This window comes from Janthinobacterium sp. GW822-FHT07A03, from assembly GCF_058798815.1.
Genome location: NZ_JBXAKW010000012.1, coordinates 105,625 through 123,844 on the forward strand (window position 1 = coordinate 105,625; position 18,220 = coordinate 123,844).

15 protein-coding genes and 2 tRNA genes are annotated in these 18,220 nt (G+C 64.0%); 12 read left to right on the plus strand and 5 right to left on the minus strand.

Annotated features, from left to right (window positions below):
• Positions 1-201 precede the first annotated feature (201 nt).
• From AC1RJW_RS27100 to ahpF, 12 genes are all read left to right on the plus strand, one after another.
• Positions 202-2,457, plus strand: coding sequence for a YgiQ family radical SAM protein (locus AC1RJW_RS27100; protein ID WP_493047665.1), 2,256 nt, complete (start codon positions 202-204; stop codon positions 2,455-2,457).
• Between the two features lie 141 nt (positions 2,458-2,598).
• Complete coding sequence (locus AC1RJW_RS27105; RefSeq protein ID WP_493047651.1) at positions 2,599-3,480, plus strand: EamA family transporter; 882 nt, start codon at positions 2,599-2,601, stop codon at positions 3,478-3,480.
• 208 nt (positions 3,481-3,688) lie between these two features.
• The gene (locus tag AC1RJW_RS27110; protein WP_493047652.1) at positions 3,689-4,648 is read left to right on the plus strand and encodes a sugar ABC transporter substrate-binding protein; all 960 of its coding nucleotides are present in this window, start codon (positions 3,689-3,691) and stop codon (positions 4,646-4,648) included.
• Positions 4,649-4,733: 85 nt separating this feature from the next.
• Positions 4,734-6,287, plus strand: a complete 1,554-nt coding sequence (locus AC1RJW_RS27115) for a sugar ABC transporter ATP-binding protein (RefSeq protein WP_493047653.1) — start codon at positions 4,734-4,736, stop codon at positions 6,285-6,287.
• Between the two features lie 18 nt (positions 6,288-6,305).
• The gene (locus tag AC1RJW_RS27120; RefSeq protein WP_070312235.1) at positions 6,306-7,277 is read left to right on the plus strand and encodes an ABC transporter permease; all 972 of its coding nucleotides are present in this window, start codon (positions 6,306-6,308) and stop codon (positions 7,275-7,277) included.
• A gap of 9 nt (positions 7,278-7,286) precedes the next feature.
• Positions 7,287-8,345 carry a LacI family DNA-binding transcriptional regulator gene (locus AC1RJW_RS27125; protein WP_493047654.1) on the plus strand — a complete coding sequence of 353 codons (1,059 nt, stop codon included), beginning with the start codon at positions 7,287-7,289 and terminating at the stop codon, positions 8,343-8,345.
• On the plus strand, positions 8,342-9,250 hold the full coding sequence (gene rbsK, locus AC1RJW_RS27130; RefSeq protein ID WP_493047655.1) for a ribokinase: 909 nt from the start codon (positions 8,342-8,344) through the stop codon (positions 9,248-9,250). Before AC1RJW_RS27125 ends, rbsK begins: the two co-directional genes overlap by 4 nt.
• A gap of 4 nt (positions 9,251-9,254) precedes the next feature.
• Positions 9,255-9,647 carry a D-ribose pyranase gene (gene rbsD / locus AC1RJW_RS27135; protein WP_475416672.1) on the plus strand — a complete coding sequence of 131 codons (393 nt, stop codon included), beginning with the start codon at positions 9,255-9,257 and terminating at the stop codon, positions 9,645-9,647.
• A gap of 134 nt (positions 9,648-9,781) precedes the next feature.
• Positions 9,782-12,625, plus strand: a complete 2,844-nt coding sequence (locus tag AC1RJW_RS27140) for an EAL domain-containing protein (protein WP_493047656.1) — start codon at positions 9,782-9,784, stop codon at positions 12,623-12,625.
• Positions 12,626-12,792: 167 nt separating this feature from the next.
• Positions 12,793-13,185, plus strand: coding sequence for a DUF3597 domain-containing protein (locus AC1RJW_RS27145; protein WP_493047657.1), 393 nt, complete (start codon positions 12,793-12,795; stop codon positions 13,183-13,185).
• Between the two features lie 187 nt (positions 13,186-13,372).
• The gene (gene ahpC / locus AC1RJW_RS27150) at positions 13,373-13,936 is read left to right on the plus strand and encodes an alkyl hydroperoxide reductase subunit C (protein WP_092717461.1); all 564 of its coding nucleotides are present in this window, start codon (positions 13,373-13,375) and stop codon (positions 13,934-13,936) included.
• 98 nt (positions 13,937-14,034) lie between these two features.
• The gene (gene ahpF / locus AC1RJW_RS27155; protein WP_493047658.1) at positions 14,035-15,630 is read left to right on the plus strand and encodes an alkyl hydroperoxide reductase subunit F; all 1,596 of its coding nucleotides are present in this window, start codon (positions 14,035-14,037) and stop codon (positions 15,628-15,630) included.
• Between the two features lie 80 nt (positions 15,631-15,710).
• On the opposite strand, the gene AC1RJW_RS27160 is transcribed toward ahpF, so the two are convergent.
• The 5 genes from AC1RJW_RS27160 to AC1RJW_RS27180 all read right to left on the minus strand — a co-directional run bounded on the left by AC1RJW_RS27160 (position 15,711) and on the right by AC1RJW_RS27180 (position 18,219).
• Positions 15,711-16,049 carry a CzcE family metal-binding protein gene (locus AC1RJW_RS27160; protein WP_493047659.1) on the minus strand — a complete coding sequence of 113 codons (339 nt, stop codon included), beginning with the start codon at positions 16,047-16,049 and terminating at the stop codon, positions 15,711-15,713.
• A gap of 137 nt (positions 16,050-16,186) precedes the next feature.
• Entirely contained in the window at positions 16,187-16,813 is a 627-nt protein-coding gene (locus AC1RJW_RS27165) for an ABC transporter ATP-binding protein (RefSeq protein ID WP_493047660.1), read from the minus strand.
• Positions 16,804-17,811, minus strand: a complete 1,008-nt coding sequence (locus AC1RJW_RS27170) for a hypothetical protein (RefSeq protein ID WP_493047661.1) — start codon at positions 17,809-17,811, stop codon at positions 16,804-16,806. The genes AC1RJW_RS27165 and AC1RJW_RS27170 overlap by 10 nt, the downstream gene beginning before the upstream one ends.
• A gap of 198 nt (positions 17,812-18,009) precedes the next feature.
• Positions 18,010-18,086, minus strand: a tRNA-Asp gene (locus AC1RJW_RS27175).
• 57 nt (positions 18,087-18,143) lie between these two features.
• Positions 18,144-18,219: transfer RNA gene (locus AC1RJW_RS27180), tRNA-Val, on the minus strand.
• Position 18,220: the final 1 nt, after the last annotated feature.

Here is an 18,220-nt window from a genome sequence, read left to right on the forward strand (position 1 = left end):
CAGTCACAATTTCTCGATAGAAATTCCCCAAGTGATTGAAAAATAAACGTTTTTTGTACTGAAATCCAACAGTAAAAAGCAGGCCGTCAGGTTGGAAATGGCCAATTCCGGTACAATCCGTACCCTATGAGCTCCCCTACCAATTTATTTGCGACCGTTCCCAAGCGGTCTGCCCGCGCTGCCGTGGCGCCTTTCCTGCCGATGTCGCGTGCCGAGATGGACGCGCTGGGCTGGGACCAGTGCGACGTCATCCTCGTCACGGGCGACGCCTACATCGACCATCCGAGCTTCGGCATGGCCCTGGTCGGCCGCCTGCTCGAAGCGCAGGGTTATCGCGTCGGCATCATCAGCCAGCCGGACTGGCTGTCGGCCGACGCCTTCCGCATCCTCGGCAAGCCGCGCCTGTACTACGGCATTACCGCCGGCAACATGGATTCCATGGTCAACCAGTACACGGCCGACCGCAAGATCCGCTCCGACGATGCCTACACGGCGAATGCCGAACCGAACAAGCGCCCGGACCGCGCCGTCACCGTGTACGCCCAGCGCGCGCGCGAAGCGTATTCCGACGTGCCCATCGTCATCGGCAGCATCGAGGCGTCCTTGCGCCGCATCGCCCATTACGATTACTGGTCGGACAAGGTCCGCCGTTCCGTCTTGCCCGATTCCAAGGCTGATTTGTTGATCTTTGGCAATGCCGAGCGTGCGCTGGTCGACCTGACGCACCGCCTGGCCGCCGGCGAAAACATCAAGGATATCCGCAACTTGCGCGGCACGGCCTTCATGGTGCCGGCCGGCTGGCTGCCAGGCGACGACTGGGGCGTGCACAATTCCACCCGCGTTGACGTGCCCGGCAAGATCGACCCGCACTACAGTCCCTACGAGATGGTGCAGGAAGACAAGACCGCCTGCGCGACCGAGAATGCGTCGAAATCGGCCGAAGTCATCAAGCCCATCCGTATCATGAGCCGCGAAGAGCGCCTGGCCATGGCCAAGGAAAAGCACGACAAGACGGTGGTGCGCTTGCCCGCCTACGACGTCGTCAAGGATGACCCCGTCATGTATGCGCATGCGTCGCGCGTGTTCCACCTGGAATCGAATCCCGGCAATGCACGCGCCATGGTGCAGGCGCACGGCGAACGCGACGTGTGGCTCAACCCGCCGCCGCTGCCGCTGGCCATGGACGAGATGGATGGCGTGTACGACATGAACTATGCGCGCGCGCCGCACCCGAGCTATGGCAAGGCGCATATCCCCGCCTGGGAAATGATCCGCTTTTCCGTCAACATCATGCGCGGCTGCTTCGGCGGCTGCACCTTCTGCTCGATCACGGAGCACGAAGGCCGCATCATCCAGAGCCGTTCGGAACCGTCGATCCTGCGCGAGATTGAGCATATCCGCGATAAAACCAAAGGCTTTACGGGCACCATTTCCGATATGGGTGGCCCGACGGCGAATATGTACCGCCTGGCCTGCAAGGAAAAAGAGATCGAAGTGTCGTGCCGCCGCCTGTCGTGCGTGTATCCGTCCATCTGCGTCAACCTGGGCACGGACCACAGCAAGCTCATCTCGCTGTACCGCAAGGCGCGCGCCATTCCCGGCATCAAGAAAGTCTTGATCAGCTCGGGCTTGCGCTATGACCTGGCCGTGCGGTCGCCCGAGTACGTCAAAGAGCTGGTGACGCACCACGTGGGCGGCCTGTTGAAGATTGCCCCTGAGCACACGGAAGAGGGGACGTTATCGAAGATGATGAAGCCCGGCATCGGCGCGTATGACGAATTCAAGGAAATGTTCGACCGTTTCTCGCTGGAAGCAGGCAAGAAGCAATACCTGATCCCGTATTTCATCGCCGCCCATCCGGGCACGACGGACCTGGACATGTTGAACCTGGCCCTGTGGCTGAAGAAAAACAATTTTAAATTGGACCAGGTGCAGACTTTCATGCCTACGCCGATGGCCATGGCCACGACCATGTACCACACGCGCAAGAATCCCCTGCGCAAGGTGACGGCCGATTCGGAAGTGGTGGAAACGGCCCGCAGCGGCAAGATCCGCCGCACGCACAAGGCCTTCCTGCGCTACCAGGATCCGGCCAACTGGCCGATCCTGCGCGAAGCGCTGGTCAACATGGGGCGTGGCGACTTGATCGGCAATGGCGACAAGCATTTGATACCCGCCTGGACCTCGTCCGAGTCGGGCGGCCTGGCCGCTGGCGAACGCAGCCGTCAGACGCATGGCGCCGGCACGCCGGACAAGTTCAAGGTCACGCCCGGCAAGAACCGCATCGCCCTGGGCGGTACGGCCGCGGCGCCGAAGGCCACGGCCGTCGAGTCGAAAGTGCGTCCATCGATCTTGTCGACCATCAAGACGAAGGCCAAGCCGGCTGCCGCTCCCGTTGGCCGTGGCAGCAAGCCGCCTGCCAAGGGCGGCACGCCGGCCCGCAGCGGGCGCCGCTAAGCTTTCAGCGTTGCAACAAGAACCCGGCCTGCGCGCCGGGTTTTTTTATGCCTGGCAGCATCGCCCATGTCGGCGTATTTATCTTGACATCAAGATAGTTTGCGACCACACTGGACTTTTATCTTAACGTCGAGATAGTTCATGCCTGCCTCCGCTGCCCGCCCCGCCTGGGGCGATATCGTGCTCACGGCGCTGGCGCCCCTGATCTGGGGTTCCACGTATATCGTCACGTCCGAACTGCTGCCGCCGGACCGGCCCTTCACGGCAGCCCTGATCCGCGTGCTGCCGGCCGGTCTGCTGTTGCTGCTGATCATGCGGCGCCTGCCCGCGCGGCGCGACTGGGGCCGCGTGCTGATCCTGTCCGCACTGAATATCGGCGTATTCCAGGCGCTGCTGTTCGTGGCCGCCTACCGCTTGCCGGGCGGCTTGGCGGCCGTGGTGGGCGCCATCCAGCCGCTGCTGGTGATGGGTTTGGCCTGGGGCGTGGAAGGGCGCCGTCCAGCCCGCGTGGCCCTGGGCGCCAGCGTGCTGGGCGTGGCCGGCATGGCCGTTCTGTTATTGTCGCCGCGCACGGTGTGGGAACCCGTCGGCATCGCCGCCGCGCTGGGCGGCACGGCCTGCATGGCGGCCGGCACCTACCTGACGCGGCGCTGGAAGCCGGACTTGCCGGTGCTGGTGCTGACGGGCTGGCAATTGCTGCTCGGTGGCCTGATGCTGGCACCCGTCGCCTGGCTGGCCGACGCCCCGCTGCCCGCCTTGTCGTTGCAGCAAGTGCTGGCCTACGCCTACCTGTGCCTGGCCGGCGCTCTGCTGGCCTATGCCTTGTGGTTTCGCGGCATCGCCCGCCTGTCGCCCGTAGCCGTCTCCTCGCTGGGACTGCTCAGTCCCCTGATGGCCGTCGTGCTGGGCTGGGCCTTGCTGGGCCAGGCCATGACGGGCTGGTCGATGCTGGGCTTGCTGCTGGTACTGGCCAGCGTGCTGGCCGTGCAGTGGGCCAGCGCCCGTCCCGCAACAAACGCCTGACTTCCGCGTATTTCCCCTCGGCAGGCCGATCGCATCGGCCTGCCCGTTTCCCTCTGGGCGTCGCCCTTTTGCTGCACCGCACATACAGTTTTGCTTGCACTGATATGGGGCATTGAGGCACTATTCGCTTCGCGCAAACGTTTGCGCGCAACGAATTTCCTCAAAAGCATGCAGTACACGTGCTTGACCAACAACTCTGGAGACGCTCATGACATCCCGTATTCGCCTGAAAATGATTGCCGCCGCTGTCCTGGTATGTGCCTTGCCCGCCGTACCGGCGATGGCGCAAACGCCGGCCAAGCCGAAGGTCGCACTGGTGATGAAGTCGCTCGCCAATGAATTTTTCCTGACCATGGAAAATGGCGCCAAGGCGCATCAGAAGGCCAATGCCGCCAAGTACGACCTGCTGTCGAACGGCATCAAGGATGAAACGGATACGTCAAGCCAGATCAAGCTGGTCGAGCAAATGATCGTCTCGCGCGTCAACGCGCTGGTGATCGCCCCGGCCGACTCGAAGGCGCTGGTGCCGGTGCTGAAGAAAGCCATCGACGCGGGCATCATCGTCGTCAATATCGACAACAAGCTCGACGAGGGCGCGCTGAAAGAGAAGGGCATCACCGTGCCGTTCGTCGGCCCGGACAACCGCAAGGGCGCCAAGGTCGTCGGCGACTTCCTGGCCAAACAGATCAAGAAGGGCGACCCCGTCGGCATCATCGAAGGCGTGTCGACCACCTACAACGCGCAGCAGCGCACCCTGGGCTTCCAGGACGCCATGAACGCGGCCGGTGCCAAAGTGGTCAGCGTACAGTCGGGCCAGTGGGAAATCGCCCCCGCCAACACGGTGGCGGCCGCCATGCTGAACGCCAACCCGAATATCAAGGCTTTGCTGTGCGGAAACGATAACATGGCCATCGGCGCCGTGTCCGCCATCAAGGCGGCCGGCAAGACGGGCAAAGTGCTCGTCGTCGGCTACGACAACATCAACGCCATCAAGCCGATGCTGGCCGATGGCCGCGTGCTGGCTACCGCCGACCAGTTCGGTTCGCAGCAAGCCGTGTTCGGCATCGACACCGTGCTGAAAGCTTTGGCGCAGAAGAAGAAACAGGGCGATCTGGGTGGCGTCATCGAAACCAAGGTCGAACTGGTCGCCAAGGGCGCCAAGTCCTGATCGTCTGATCCCGCCGGGGCCAGCGTCCGCGTCTCTGCCTGAGGCTGCGGCGCCGGCCCCGCCGCCACTACCGCGGAGTTTTATCATGCCTACCGACATCCCCCCGGCGCCCTCAGCCGCCATCCCTCTATTGACCTTGGACAACATCGGCAAGTCCTATGTCGGCCCCGTGCTGGGCGGCGTGGGCCTGCGCTTCGCTCCTGGCCAGGTGCTGGCGCTGACGGGCGAGAACGGCGCGGGCAAGAGTACCCTGTCGAAGATCATCTGCGGCCTGGAGCAAGCCACCACGGGTACGATGTTGCTCGACGGTAAGCCCTACCAGCCCGCTTCGCGCGGCGCCGCCGAGGCGCTGGGCATCCGCATGGTGATGCAGGAATTGAATTTGATTCCCACCCTGTCGATCGCGGAAAACCTGTATTTGAAAAATCTGCCGCAGCGCTTCGGCTTCATCGACCGCGCCCGTCTCGAACGCGACGCGCGCGAACAGATGGAGAAAGTGGGCCTGGGCGGCCTCGATCCGTGGACCCTCGTGGGCGAACTGGGCATTGGCCACCAGCAAATGATCGAAATCGCGCGCAACCTGATCGGCGCTTGCCGCCTGCTGGTGTTAGATGAGCCGACGGCCATGCTGACGCACCGCGAAGTGGAATTGCTGTTCCTGCAGATCGAGCGCCTGAAGGCCGACGGCGTGTGCATCATCTATATTTCCCACCGGCTGGAAGAACTCAAGCGCGTGGCTGACCGCATCGCCGTGCTGCGCGATGGCCAGCTCGTGTGCGATGACGATATCGCCGGCCACTCCGCGGCCGACCTGGTCAGCCTGATGGTGGGCCGCTCGGCCGACGATGCCGTCGACCTGAGCGGGCGCACCATCGGCGCGCCGCTGCTGCGCGTGCGGGGCCTGGCGCGCGGCAAGGTCGTCAACCCGACGTCGTTTGACTTGCGCGCGGGCGAAATCCTCGGTATCGCCGGCCTCATCGGCTCGGGCCGCACGGAATTGCTGCGTTTGATCTTCGGTGCCGACCGCGCGGACGCCGGTGACGTGTTCCTCGGCGACAGCGAAATACCCGCCGCCTTGCACTCGCCGCAGGCGGCCGTGCAAGCCGGCATCGCCATGATCACGGAAGACCGCAAGGGACAAGGTTTGTTGCTGCGCCAGTCGATCGCCGTCAACACGACCCTGGCCTCGCTCGACACCGTCAGTGGCGCAGGCTGGCTCAACGACGCGGCCGAAGCGTCGGTGGCCGACGATTACATCCAGCGCCTGGGCATCCGCTCGCGCAACAGCGCGCAAACGGTGGCGGAGCTGTCCGGCGGCAACCAGCAAAAGGTGGTGATCGCCCGCTGGCTGTACCGCGATTGCCCCGTGATGCTGTTCGACGAGCCCACGCGCGGCATCGATATCGGCGCCAAGTTTGATATTTATCAGGTGCTGTCCGAACAGGCGCGCCAGGGCAAGGGCCTCGTCATCGTCTCGAGCGACTTGCGCGAACTGATGCTGATCTGCGACCGCATCGCCGTCATGAGCGCCGGCAGCATCGTCGACACCTTCGAGCGCGGCGCCTGGAGCCAGGACGCGCTGCTGTCGGCCGCCTTCTCCGGCTATTTGACCCCCAACTCCACTCCAGCTGCGGCCTGATCCGCCGGAAAGATTCCCATGACCTCCAACTCCTCTCCTTCGTATCTGCAGCGCAGCCTGGCCGACCTGAAAAACTATGCGGGCCTGATCGGCGCTTTGCTGGCCATGTGCGTGCTGTTTTCGTTTGCCAGCGAAAACTTCTTTACCCTGGCGACCTTGAGTACCCTGTCGAACAACATCCCGACTCTGGTCGTGATGGCCGTCGGCATGACGTTTGTGCTGATCATCGGCGGCATCGATTTGTCCGTCGGTTCCGTGATGGCGCTGGCCGCTTCCGTGCTGTCGCTGGCCGTCGTGCACTGGGGCTGGCCCGTGTGGAGCGCGGCCCTGCTGGGCATGTTCGTCGCGGCCCTGTGCGGCGCCACGACGGGCCTGATTTCCGTCGGCTGGCGCATACCCTCCTTCATTGTGTCCCTGGGCGTGCTGGAAATGGCGCGCGGCATGGCCTATCAGGTGACCAATTCGCGCACGGAATACATCGGCAGCGCCGTTGACGGCATCAGCTCGCCGATCGCGTTTGGCCTGTCGCCCGCCTTCATCGCCTCGATCGCCATCGTCGTCATCGGCCACCTGGTGCTCACGCGCACGGTGCTGGGACGCCACTGGATCGGCATCGGCACGAATGAAGAAGCCGTGCGTTTGTCCGGCATCAATACGAAACCGTCGAAAGTGCTGGTGTTTGCCTTGATGGGCTTTCTGGCCGGCGTGGGCGCCCTGTTCCAGGTCTCGCGCCTGGAAGCGGCCGACCCGAACGGCGGCGTGGGCATGGAATTGCAAGTGATCGCCGCCGTCGTGATCGGCGGCACGAGCCTGATGGGCGGGCGCGGTTCCGTCATCAGCACGTTTATCGGCGTGTTGATCATTTCCGTGCTGGAAGCGGGCCTGGCGCAAGTGGGCGTGTCGGAACCCGTGAAGCGCATCGTCACGGGCCTGGTGATCGTCGCGGCCGTGGTGCTCGATACCTACCGCCGCCGCGGCGAGCGTTCATAATACCGGCCCATGGCAACCATCAAGCAAGTGGCGCAGGCGGCGGGGGTATCGTTTACCACCGTCTCGCACGTCCTCAACAATACCCGCCCCGTCAGCGACGAGGCGCGCCGCGCCGTGCTGGCGGCGGCGGAGGCACTGCATTACGTGCCCAGCGCGCTGGCGCGCTCCTTGCGCAGCCGCAGCACGGGCACCATCGGCCTGATCATTCCGAACAATACGAATCCGTATTTTTCGGAAGTGGCGCGCGGCATCGAGGACAGCTGCTACGCGGCCGGCTACAGCGTGATTTTGTGCAATTCCGATGACGACCCCGTCAAGCAGCGCGACTACCTGAACGTGCTGCTGACCAAGCGCTGCGACGGCCTGATTTTGTCCGCGCTGGCCGACAGCGATGGCGAACTGCTGCGCAAGATGAAGGTGCCGGCCGTGCTGCTCGACCGCGCGCCCAGCGACCTGGCCATCGATGCCGTGGCCGTCGACAACCGCGCCGGCGGTGCCCTGGCCGCGCGCCATTTGCTGGAGCTGGGACGCCGGCGCCTCGCCTGCATCGCCGGTCCCCGCGAAGTGAGCATTTCCAACGAACGCATCGCCGGCGCGCGCAGCGCCATGGCGGAGGCGGGCGTGGTCCTGGCTGACGCCCTGTGCGTGCATGGCGATTTCACGAGCGCGGGCGGCTATGCGGCCGCGCTGGACTTGCTGGCGCTGCCCCAGGGCGAGCGCCCCGACGCCCTGTTCTGCTGCAATGACCTGATGGCTTTTGGTGCCCTGCGCGCCGCCGCCGAGCGCGGCATTGCCGTGCCCGGCGAACTGGCCGTCGTCGGCTTCGACGATATCGACCTGGCCAGCTTCGTGCATCCGGCCTTGACCAGCGTGGCGCAAAATACGCGCGAGCTGGGCCACATCACGGCCGCGTGCCTGCTGGCGCGCATCGCCGATCCCGCCTTGCCGCGCCAGCAGCGCAGCATCGCACCCGCACTGTACGTGCGCGGCTCCAGCGTGGCCGCCACCGTACCTTCTGCTGTACCTACTTCTTCTCCTGCAACTGAACTGATGGGAATGACATCATGATCGTGGTTATCGGCAGCATCAATATGGACCTGGTCTTGCGCGTGCCGCGCATGCCCCTCCCCGGCGAAACCCTGACGGGCGGCGCTTTTCGCACCATCCCTGGCGGCAAGGGCGCCAACCAGGCCGTGGCCTGCGCGCGCCTGAGCGGCAAAGTGGCGGGCGCCCAGCAAGTGGCCATGGTCGGCTGCGTGGGCGACGACGCCTTCGGCGCCACCCTGCGCGCGGCCCTCGTGGGCGACGGCATCATCGACAGCCACGTCACCACCTTGCCGGGCGTGGCGTCCGGCATCGCTTCCATCCTCGTCGACGACAACGGCCAGAACAGTATCGTGATCGCCGGCGGCGCCAACGATCTGCTCAGCCCCGCGCACATCGACGCGGCCAAGGCGCTGATCGAGCAGGCGGACATCGTCGTGCTGCAGCTGGAAACGCCGATGGCCACCGTCGTGCACGCCATTCAACTGGCCCGCTCGCTGGGCAAGACCGTGGTGCTGAACCCGGCCCCCGCCGCCAGCCTGCCGGAAGGCGTGCTGGAACTGGTCGACTACCTGATCCCGAACGAGATCGAAGCGGCCATGCTGGCCGGCGTCAGCCCGGAAGGCGCGGACGCCAAGGCGCTGGCGGCCGCGCTGCAAAAGCTGGGCAGCGACAATGTCATCATCACCTTGGGTTCCAAGGGCGTGCACGCGGCCCTGTATGGCGGCGATTACACCTTCCCGGCCGAAGCGGTGCAAGCGGTCGACACGACGGCTGCCGGCGACACCTTCATCGGCGGTTTTGTCGCGGGCCTGGCGTCCGGCATGGACGAGGCGGAAGCGATTCAACAAGGCCAGCGCGCGGCCGCCTGGAGCGTCACCAAGCCCGGCGCGCAAACCTCGATCCCCCACTTGCACGAGCTGTTCTGAGACCATGAAAAAATCACCGCTGCTGAATATTGCGCTGTCGCAACTGATCGCGTCGCTGGGGCATGGCGACATGCTCGTCATCGGCGATGCGGGCTTGCCGTCGCAGCCGGGCGTGCCCCTGATCGACCTGGCCCTGACGCGCGGCATTCCCGGCTTCATCGATACCGTGAATACCGTGCTGAGCGAAATGCAGGTGGAATACCATTTGCTCGCCAGCGAGCTGCCGCAGCACAATCCGGCCATGGCGGCGCAGGTGGCGGCCCTGGGCTTGCCCGATGCGCGCCAGGTGACGCACGAGGAGTTCAAGCAATTGAGCAAGGGCGCGCGCGCTATCGTGCGTACGGGCGAATGCAGTCCGTATGCCAACATCATTTTGGTGGCAGGTGTCGTGTTCTAGCGCAAACAAACGCCAGATTGTTTGCCAGAAACATCAACATTATTGTCCTCTCTGAAATAATTATCCTTTGGCAAAAGGGGCGGCTACAATAGCCTTACCCCTGCCAGCTCGGCAGCTTCCTGTGGTGTTCCGCCATGCCGATGAAAGCCCCCGACGCTTTCCGCTTTGTCTTGCCGCCCGCCGGCAGGCTGGCGCGCGGCTGGCGCGGCCTGTTCTTCCTGCTGCTGTGTCTGGCCACACAAGCCCGGGCGCTGGAACCCGTCTCCCTGCAGCTCAATTTCACGCACCAGTTCCAGTTCGCCGGCTATTACGCGGCCATCGAGCAAGGCTATTACCGCGAGGCGGGCCTCGACGTGACGCTGCTCGAAGGCAGCGGCGCGCCGCGCGCCGAGGCGGCCGTGCTGACGGGGCAGGCCGAGTATGGCGTGGGCAACAGCACCCTGCTGCTCAGCCGCCTGGCAGGTAAGCCCGTGGTGGTGCTGGCCGTGGTGTTCCAGCATTCGCCCAGCGTGCTGCTGATGCGCCAGCATGGCGGCGCGCCCGATGTGCGCCGGCTGGCGGGCGCCTCCGTGATGATAGGCGCGCCCGCCAACGTGGCGTCCGCATCCGATGAAGTGTCGTTGTTCCTGCAGAAAATGGGCGTCGCGCCGCAGCAGATGCGCCACTTGCCGCCCAGTTACCGGGTCGAGGATTTGATCGAGGGCAAGGTCGATGCGATTGCCGCGTATTCCACCAACGAACCTGACTACCTGGACCGGGCGGGCTTTCCCTATTACCAGTTTACGCCGCGCACGGCCGGCATCGATTTCTACGGCGACAATCTGTTTACCAGCGAGCACGAACTGCGCCGCCATCCCGAGCGCGTGAAAGCGTTCCGCGCGGCCAGCCTGCGCGGCTGGCAATACGCGATGGCGCACCGCGAGGAAATGGCGCAACTGATCCATGTCAAATACAGCCAGCGCCACGACCGCGCGCACCTGCTGTACGAGGCGCAGCAGATGGAACTGCTGCTGCAGCCCACGCTGGTGGAGCCGGGCTACATGAATCCCCAGCGCTGGCAGCATATCGCCGATACCTATGCGGCCATGGGCGTGCTGCCGGACAATGCCACGGACAGCCGCGCCTACAAGGGTTTTTTGTACCGTCCCGTGCCGGGCGCGGACCTGGGCTGGCTGTACCTGTCGCTGGGCGTGGCGGGCAGCCTGCTGGCCGTGTCGGCGGCCTTTCACTTCAGCAATCTGGCGCGCGAGCGCCGCCGTACGGAAGACACCATCCGCCAGGGCGAGTTGCGCTTTCGCACCATGTTCGAGCAGGCACCCATGGGCATCGCCCTGATCGATACCGTGAGCGGACAGTTCCTGGATATCAATCCGCGCTATCTGGCCATCGCCGGGCGCACGCTGGAGCACATGAAGCAGACGAGCTGGATGGAAATCAGCCATCCCGACGATGTGGCGGGCGAGCAGGCCCACGTGGCGCAGCTGCTGGCGCGGCGCATGCAGGGCTTTCGCCACGCCAAGCGCATCGTGCGTCCCGATGGCGGCGTGGTGTGGGTCGATGCCTCGGTGACGGCCATCGCCACGGCGCGCCATGGCGGCCCGCACCACCTGTGCATGCTGGAAGACGTGACGGACAAGCGGCAAACGGAAGCGCTGATCTGGCAGCAAGCCAATTTCGATACCTTGACGCAACTGCCGAACCGCCGCATGTTCCACGAGCGCCTGCGCCAGGCGCTGGCGCAAGGCCGGCGCGACGCGAGCCGCGTGGCCATCCTGTTCATCGACCTCGACCACTTCAAGGAAGTCAACGACACCCTCGGCCACCACCAGGGCGATATCTTGCTGATCGAGGCGGCGCGGCGCATCCGCGTGGGCGTGCGCGAGACGGATACGGTGGCGCGCCTGGGCGGCGATGAATTCACGGTGATCCTGTCCGATATCGATGACTTGCAGCAAGTCGACCGCATCGCGCGGCAAATCCTCGACGGCTTGCTGGCGCCGTTTCTGCTGGGACAGGAGCAGGCCTTCGTTTCCGCCTCGATCGGCATCACCCTGTATCCGGACGACGCGGGCACGATCGAGGATTTGCTCAAGCAGGCGGACCAGGCCATGTATGTCTCGAAAGGCGCGGGGCGCAACCGCTACAGTTATTTCACGCCCGCCATGCAGGTGGCGGCCGTCAACCGCATGCGCATGGGGGCGGACTTGCGCACGGCCCTGCGGGAACAGCAGATGCAGCTGCATTATCAGCCCATCGTCGAGCTGCATAGCGGCAAACTTGCCAAAGTGGAAGCCTTGCTGCGCTGGCACCATCCGCAGCGGGGCATCGTGTGCCCGCCCGATTTTCTGGCGCTGGCCGAGAGCAGCGGCCTGATCGTGGAGATCGGCGACTGGGTGCTGCGCACGGCGGCCGCGCAGCTGCTGCACTGGCGCGCGCAGGGCCAGGCCATCGGCTTGCCGGGGCTGCAGCTGTGCCTGAACCAGTCGTCGCTGGAATTGCAGCGCGAAGTCGAGGCGCCCGGCACCTGGCTGCGCCAGCTGCTGGCGCTCGATGTGCCGCCTTCGGCCATCGTGCTCGACATGCGCGAAGATGTGCTTTTACCTAGCGGCAATAGCATGGCGCCACGCCTGCAGCACTTGCGCGAGGCGGGCTTGCAGATCGCCCTCGACGACTTTGGCAGCGGTCATGCCTCGCTGACGCAATTGCAGCAGTGCGGCATCGATTACCTGAAGCTCGACGGCGTGCTGGTGCGCAAGCTGGCGCCCGGCGCCAGCGAACTGGTGCTGTGCGAAGCCATCGTCACCATGGCCCACAAGCTGGGTTTGCAAGTCATCGCCGAAGGGGTGGAGACCGAAGAGCAGCGCGTATTGCTGCTGGGAATCGGCTGTGATTTTGCGCAAGGCAATCTGTTTGCGCCGCCGCTGGCCATCGAAGCGTTCGATGCGCTGCTGCACGCCCAGCGGCCTTTGCACCCTTGAAACAGGCGCGCCGCGCTACCAGATGTTACGCAAGCCTGCGGGACAGGGCTCCCGGCCTGAACGGGCTTATACTCGACGGGCTGGCGCCTGCGTCCGGCTTTGCTGTCATGGGTCCTGGACCTTACGCAGGCAAACCTTCTTCCATTCACTCAACTCGAGGTGACCTCATGGGCATTTTCAGCAATATCTACAATAAAATCTTCCACCATTCGTCCGACGCTGCCCCGGCAGCCACGCCGGCGGCCGCTACCGACGCGCCAGCGGCGGCCGCCCCTGCAGCAGCCCCTGCCGCTGCCGTGCCGGTGGTGGACGTGGAAGTGGTGCTGGTCGACCTGGCCAGCAAGAATGCGGAAACACTCAATTGGCGCACGTCCATCGTTGACTTGATGAAACTGCTTCAACTCGACAGCAGCCTGGCCGCACGCAAGGAACTGGCGCAAGAGCTGCACTTCACGGGCGACACCAACGATTCGGCCAGCATGAATATCTGGCTGCACCGCCAGGTGATGATCAAGCTGGCGGAAAACGGCGGCAAGGTACCGGAAGAGTTAAAGAACTAAACACCTGGCGGCGGCAGGGGTATCCACTGTCACCGCTATCCAATCCTGTGGGAACTGCCTATCATGGAGTTCCCATAGCGTCATGATAGTTAAAACCAATTGAAACTATTGTGACAATCAATTTTGCATATGGGCTAAAACCCCTTACACTAGAGTCTTACTGATTCACCACACGAGAGGAAATGAAATGTCGCTGATCAATACCCAAGTTAAACCATTCAAGGCAACCGCATACCACAATGGCAAATTCGTCGACCTGACGGAAGCGTCGCTGAAAGGCAAGTGGTCGGTATTCGTCTTCTACCCAGCCGACTTCACCTTCGTTTGCCCAACCGAACTGGAAGATCTGGCCGATCACCACGCTGAATTCCAGAAGCTGGGCGTCGATGTCTACGGCATCTCGACCGATTCGCACTTCGCGCACAAAGCCTGGCACGACACCTCGGACGCGATCAAGAAAGTGCAATACGCACTGATCGGCGACCCGACCGGCGCCCTGTCGCGCAATTTCGAAGTCATGATCGAAGAAGAAGGCATGGCACTGCGCGGTACCTTCGTCATCAATCCGGACGGCTTCATCAAAGTGCTGGAAGTGCATGACAACGGCATCGGCCGTGACGCATCGGAACTGTTGCGCAAAGTCAAAGCAGCGCAATACGTTGCCGCTCACCCAGGCGAAGTGTGCCCAGCCAAATGGACGGAAGGCGCAGCAACCCTGACCCCATCGCTGGACCTGGTCGGCAAGATCTAAGTCTCGATGCACGACGCAGCAAACAAGTAGTTACCGCGATGCCGGACCGGGCGTCCGGCCCGGCATTCGCCTAAATATTTGTAAAGGAAGAAAAAATCATGTTAGATGCAACCCTCAAAACCCAACTGAAATCCTACCTGGAAAAAGTGGTGTATCCGCTTGAGCTGGTCGCTTCTCTCGATGACAGCGCAAAAGCCCGCGAGATGAAGGAATTGCTCCAGGAGATAGTCCTGTTGAGCGACAAGATCACGCTGGTCGAGCGCCTTGACGCTGGCGTACGGGTACCGTCGTTCAGCATCAACCGTACCGGCTCCGACATCGGCGTGCGTTTCGCCGGTGTGCCGCTGGGCCACGAATTTACCTCGCTGGTGCTGGCGCTGCTGCAAGTGGGCGGCCACACCATCAAGTTCGACGATGCCGTGATCGAGCAGATCCGCAACCTCGACGGCGATTACGAATTTGAAACGTTTATTTCGCTATCCTGCCATAACTGCCCGGAAGTGGTGCAGGCATTGAATGCCATGGCCGTGATCAACCCGCGCATCAAGGTCACTACCATCGATGGCGGCGTGTTCCCGCAAGAAGTGGAAGCGCGCCAGATCATGGCCGTGCCGATGATGTTCCTGAATGGCCAGCATTTCGGCCAGGGACGCACGAATGTCGAGGAAATCCTCGCCAAGCTCGACACCAACGCCGGCGCCCGCCAGGCGGAAGCGTTGAGCAAGAAAGACGTGTTTGACGTGCTGATCGTCGGCGGCGGCCCAGCCGGCGCGGCAGCGGCCATCTATGCGGCCCGCAAGGGCATCAACACGGGCGTGCTGGCCGAGCGTTTCGGCGGCCAGGTGCTCGATACCCTGGCCATCGAAAACTTTATTTCCGTCAAGGAAACCGATGGTCCGAAGTTCGCCGTGGCGCTGGAACAGCACGTCAAGGAATACGACGTCGACATCATGAACACGCAGCGCGCCGCGAAATTAACGCCAGGCAAGCTGATCGAGATTGAAACGGCGAATGGCGCCGTGCTGAAAGCCAAGACCGTCATCCTGGCCACCGGTGCTCGCTGGCGCGAAATCAACGTGCCGGGCGAGAAGGAATACCGCAACCACGGTGTCGCCTACTGCCCGCACTGCGATGGTCCCTTGTTCAAGGGCAAGCGCGTGGCTGTGATCGGCGGCGGCAACTCGGGTGTGGAAGCGGCGATCGACTTGGCCGGCCTGGTGAAACACGTGACCCTGATCGAGTTCGGCGCGGAACTGCGTGCCGATGCGGTGCTGCAGCGCAAGCTGCACAGCCTGCCCAACGTGACCGTGATTACGTCGGCGCAGACCACCGAAATCCACGGCGACGGCAAGATCGTCAATGGCCTCAGCTATACGGACCGGGTCAGCGGCGAGTCGAAGAAGGTCGAGCTGGAAGGCGTCTTCGTGCAGATCGGCCTGGTGCCGAACACGGAGTGGCTCAAGGGCACGGTCGCCTTGTCGCGCCACGGCGAAATCGAAGTCGATGCCCGCGGCCAGACCTCGATTCCCGGTGTGTTTGCGGCCGGCGACGTCACCACGGTGCCGTACAAGCAGATCATCATCGCCACCGGCGAAGGCGCCAAGGCAGCTTTGTCCGCCTTTGACCACCTGATCCGCTCGGATGACGAGGAAGTGGTCGAAGAATCGGCAGCGAAAGAAGCGCTGACGGCGTAAGTATTCCAGCGTTGATCCGTATCAAGAAAAAACCGGAACTGCCGCAAGGTGGTTCCGGTTTTTTTATGCGTAAAAGAAACTTAACTGCCCGCGTACAGGGGATTGGCGGCCACGTACACCGCGATGCCGTCGACGGGCATGTCCTTCGGCGCGATGTCGCTTAGGGCAAAGACGGTCTTGTTGTTGAAAGTTTGCACGTGCCACGTAAAACGCTGGCCGGCGCGCGCGATGGTGACGGTTTCGCCGCGCGTGACGTTGATGTGGCGGGTATCGGCCTGCAGTTCGATGCTGCGCTGGGCGGCGCCGTGGTGGGCGGGCGTGCCATAGTCGGCGGCCGTGCCCGTGGGGCCGGCGGCGAGGGCCGAGGTGGCAAGGACGGCGCACAGGATGGCCAGGGCGCTGCGGTGGGTGTTCAACATGATTTCTCCAAGAATAAGCCTGGCGCGCCGGGTCAGCGCGCCGTTGTTTTGTCGTCGTGGTTGCACCGGGATCGCCGGTTTTTGCAACACGGCATCGTAAGCGGTTCTTGGCCGATCTGCAAAGCTGTATTTCCTGTCTATATTTCCACCGTGGCCGCCAGCGGCACGTCCGGCGCCAGGTGGCTGGTCAGCACGATGCACTGGCGCGCCAGGCGCGATGGCTCGGCCAGGCGCGCGCGCAGGTGCGCCATGGCGGCCGCGTCGAGGCCATTGAACGGTTCGTCGATCAGCAGCAGGCGCACGGGCAAGGCCAGGGCCAGGGCCAGCTGCAGTTTTTTATGCTGGCCCAGAGACAGGGCGGTGATGCTTTGCTGCAAGGTCTGCAGCAGGGAAAACGCGCTCAGCTCGTCGTTCAGCAGGGCCTGGTCGCTGCCCGGGTACAGGGCCAGGTGCAGGTCGAGAAACTCGTGCACCTGCAGCCAGGGCAGGGCGGGTGCATCGCCGCCGCAATAGAAGGCCTGGGCGCGGTAGGCCAGCGGCATGAAGCCGCTGTCGATATCGTTCAGGCGGATGGCGCCGCGCGCGGGCAGCAGGGCGCCGCCCGCCAGCTTCAGCAGGGTTGTCTTGCCGGCGCCGTTGGCGCCGCGCAGCCAGGTGACGCCGGGGCCGAATTGCTGGTTGAACCCCTGGAACACGCTGTGCGTGGGGAAGTGAAACTCGAGGTGCTCGATGTGCAGGGTGGGAGGACAGGCATTCAATTCCATAATTCGCTTCCGATGGCGCTCAAGGCAAGGATGGACAGGACGACGAGGGCGACACGCCCGCGCGCCGTGAGGCGGGGCAGGCCGACGATGGCCAGCAGGGCGACGCTGGCGGTGATGGCATACACCCTGGTCACGCGCTGCTGCAAGGCGGCGGGATCGGTGGCGTACAGCAAGACGCCGGCGGACAGCAGCACGGCAAACGCTGGCAGCAGGCTGGCCGCGCAAGCCAGGCGCGTCAGGGCCGTGCTGGCCAGGGGCCAGGCGTTCAGCACGGGGCGCAGCACGGCGATCTGCTCGCGCACGGCCTTGTCGCCGCGGTCCGTCACGATGACCAGGCTGGCGCTGGCCAGCAAGCCCAGCAGTGGCGCGGGCAGCAGGGGCGCGCGCAGCAGCCAGGCCAGCATGCTGGCCCCCGCCGTGGCCAGCAGCACGCTTTGCTGCAGGCCGATCACATTCTCGTTGCGCCAGAACGGCAGCCAGAACAGCTGGCGCCACAGGAACAGGGTAGACCAGCGGGGGTGCTGCGGCACATAGGTGCTCATCGTGGGCGCGCGCGCCCTTTGGGCGGGGCGCGGCGCGCGCAGGCGCTGTGCCACGATGAGCGTCGTCAGCAGCCAGGCCAGCAGCCAGACGCCGAGGGTGGCCCCAATGCCGGGCGCGGCAATGGGGCGCAGCCAGGGCGGCGACTGCAGCAGCCAGATGCTGGCCGAGACGGCATACGCAAGGCCCAGCGGCAGCATCAGCAGGCCGGCCACGGCCACATCGGCTTTCCAGCGCAGGCGCGGCGCCAAGGGGAGCTGGCGCAGCCAGGCGGCGGTACCGGCCGGCAACAATCGTTTGCGCAGCAGCCAGGCGGGCAGGCAAGTGAGCAACGCCTGCGCGCCCAGGATGGCCAGTGCCGTGGGCCAGGCGTGCGTCACGGCGAGAAAGCCGGGCAGGGCGATGACGCTGAGCAAGCCCAGCAGGACGGGACCGGCCAGGAAAAAGAAGATTTCCATGGAACTCGTCAGGCTGGCGGCAAATTGCAGCAAAGCATGATGGGCCAGGCGCAGCCGCAGGGCGAGATAGGGGGGAGTACTACGGGGCAAGCGCATGCGGGCAGGGGCGGAGTCAGGGTAGCGCTGATTCTAGTGCATTTGCTGTTCCAGAATGGGAAAAGCCCTTCGGTTCCAGGAACCAAAGGGCTTTTCTTTTATTGGCGGAGCGGACGGGACTCGAACCCGCGACCCCCGACGTGACAGGCCGGTATTCTAACCAACTGAACTACCACTCCAAGCTCGTATGATCTGTGTTGCTGATCCATGAAGCACTGGATAATTTTCTGTATTGGTGGTGGGTGCTGAGAGGCTCGAACTCCCGACCTACGCCTTGTAAGGGCGCCGCTCTACCAACTGAGCTAAGCACCCG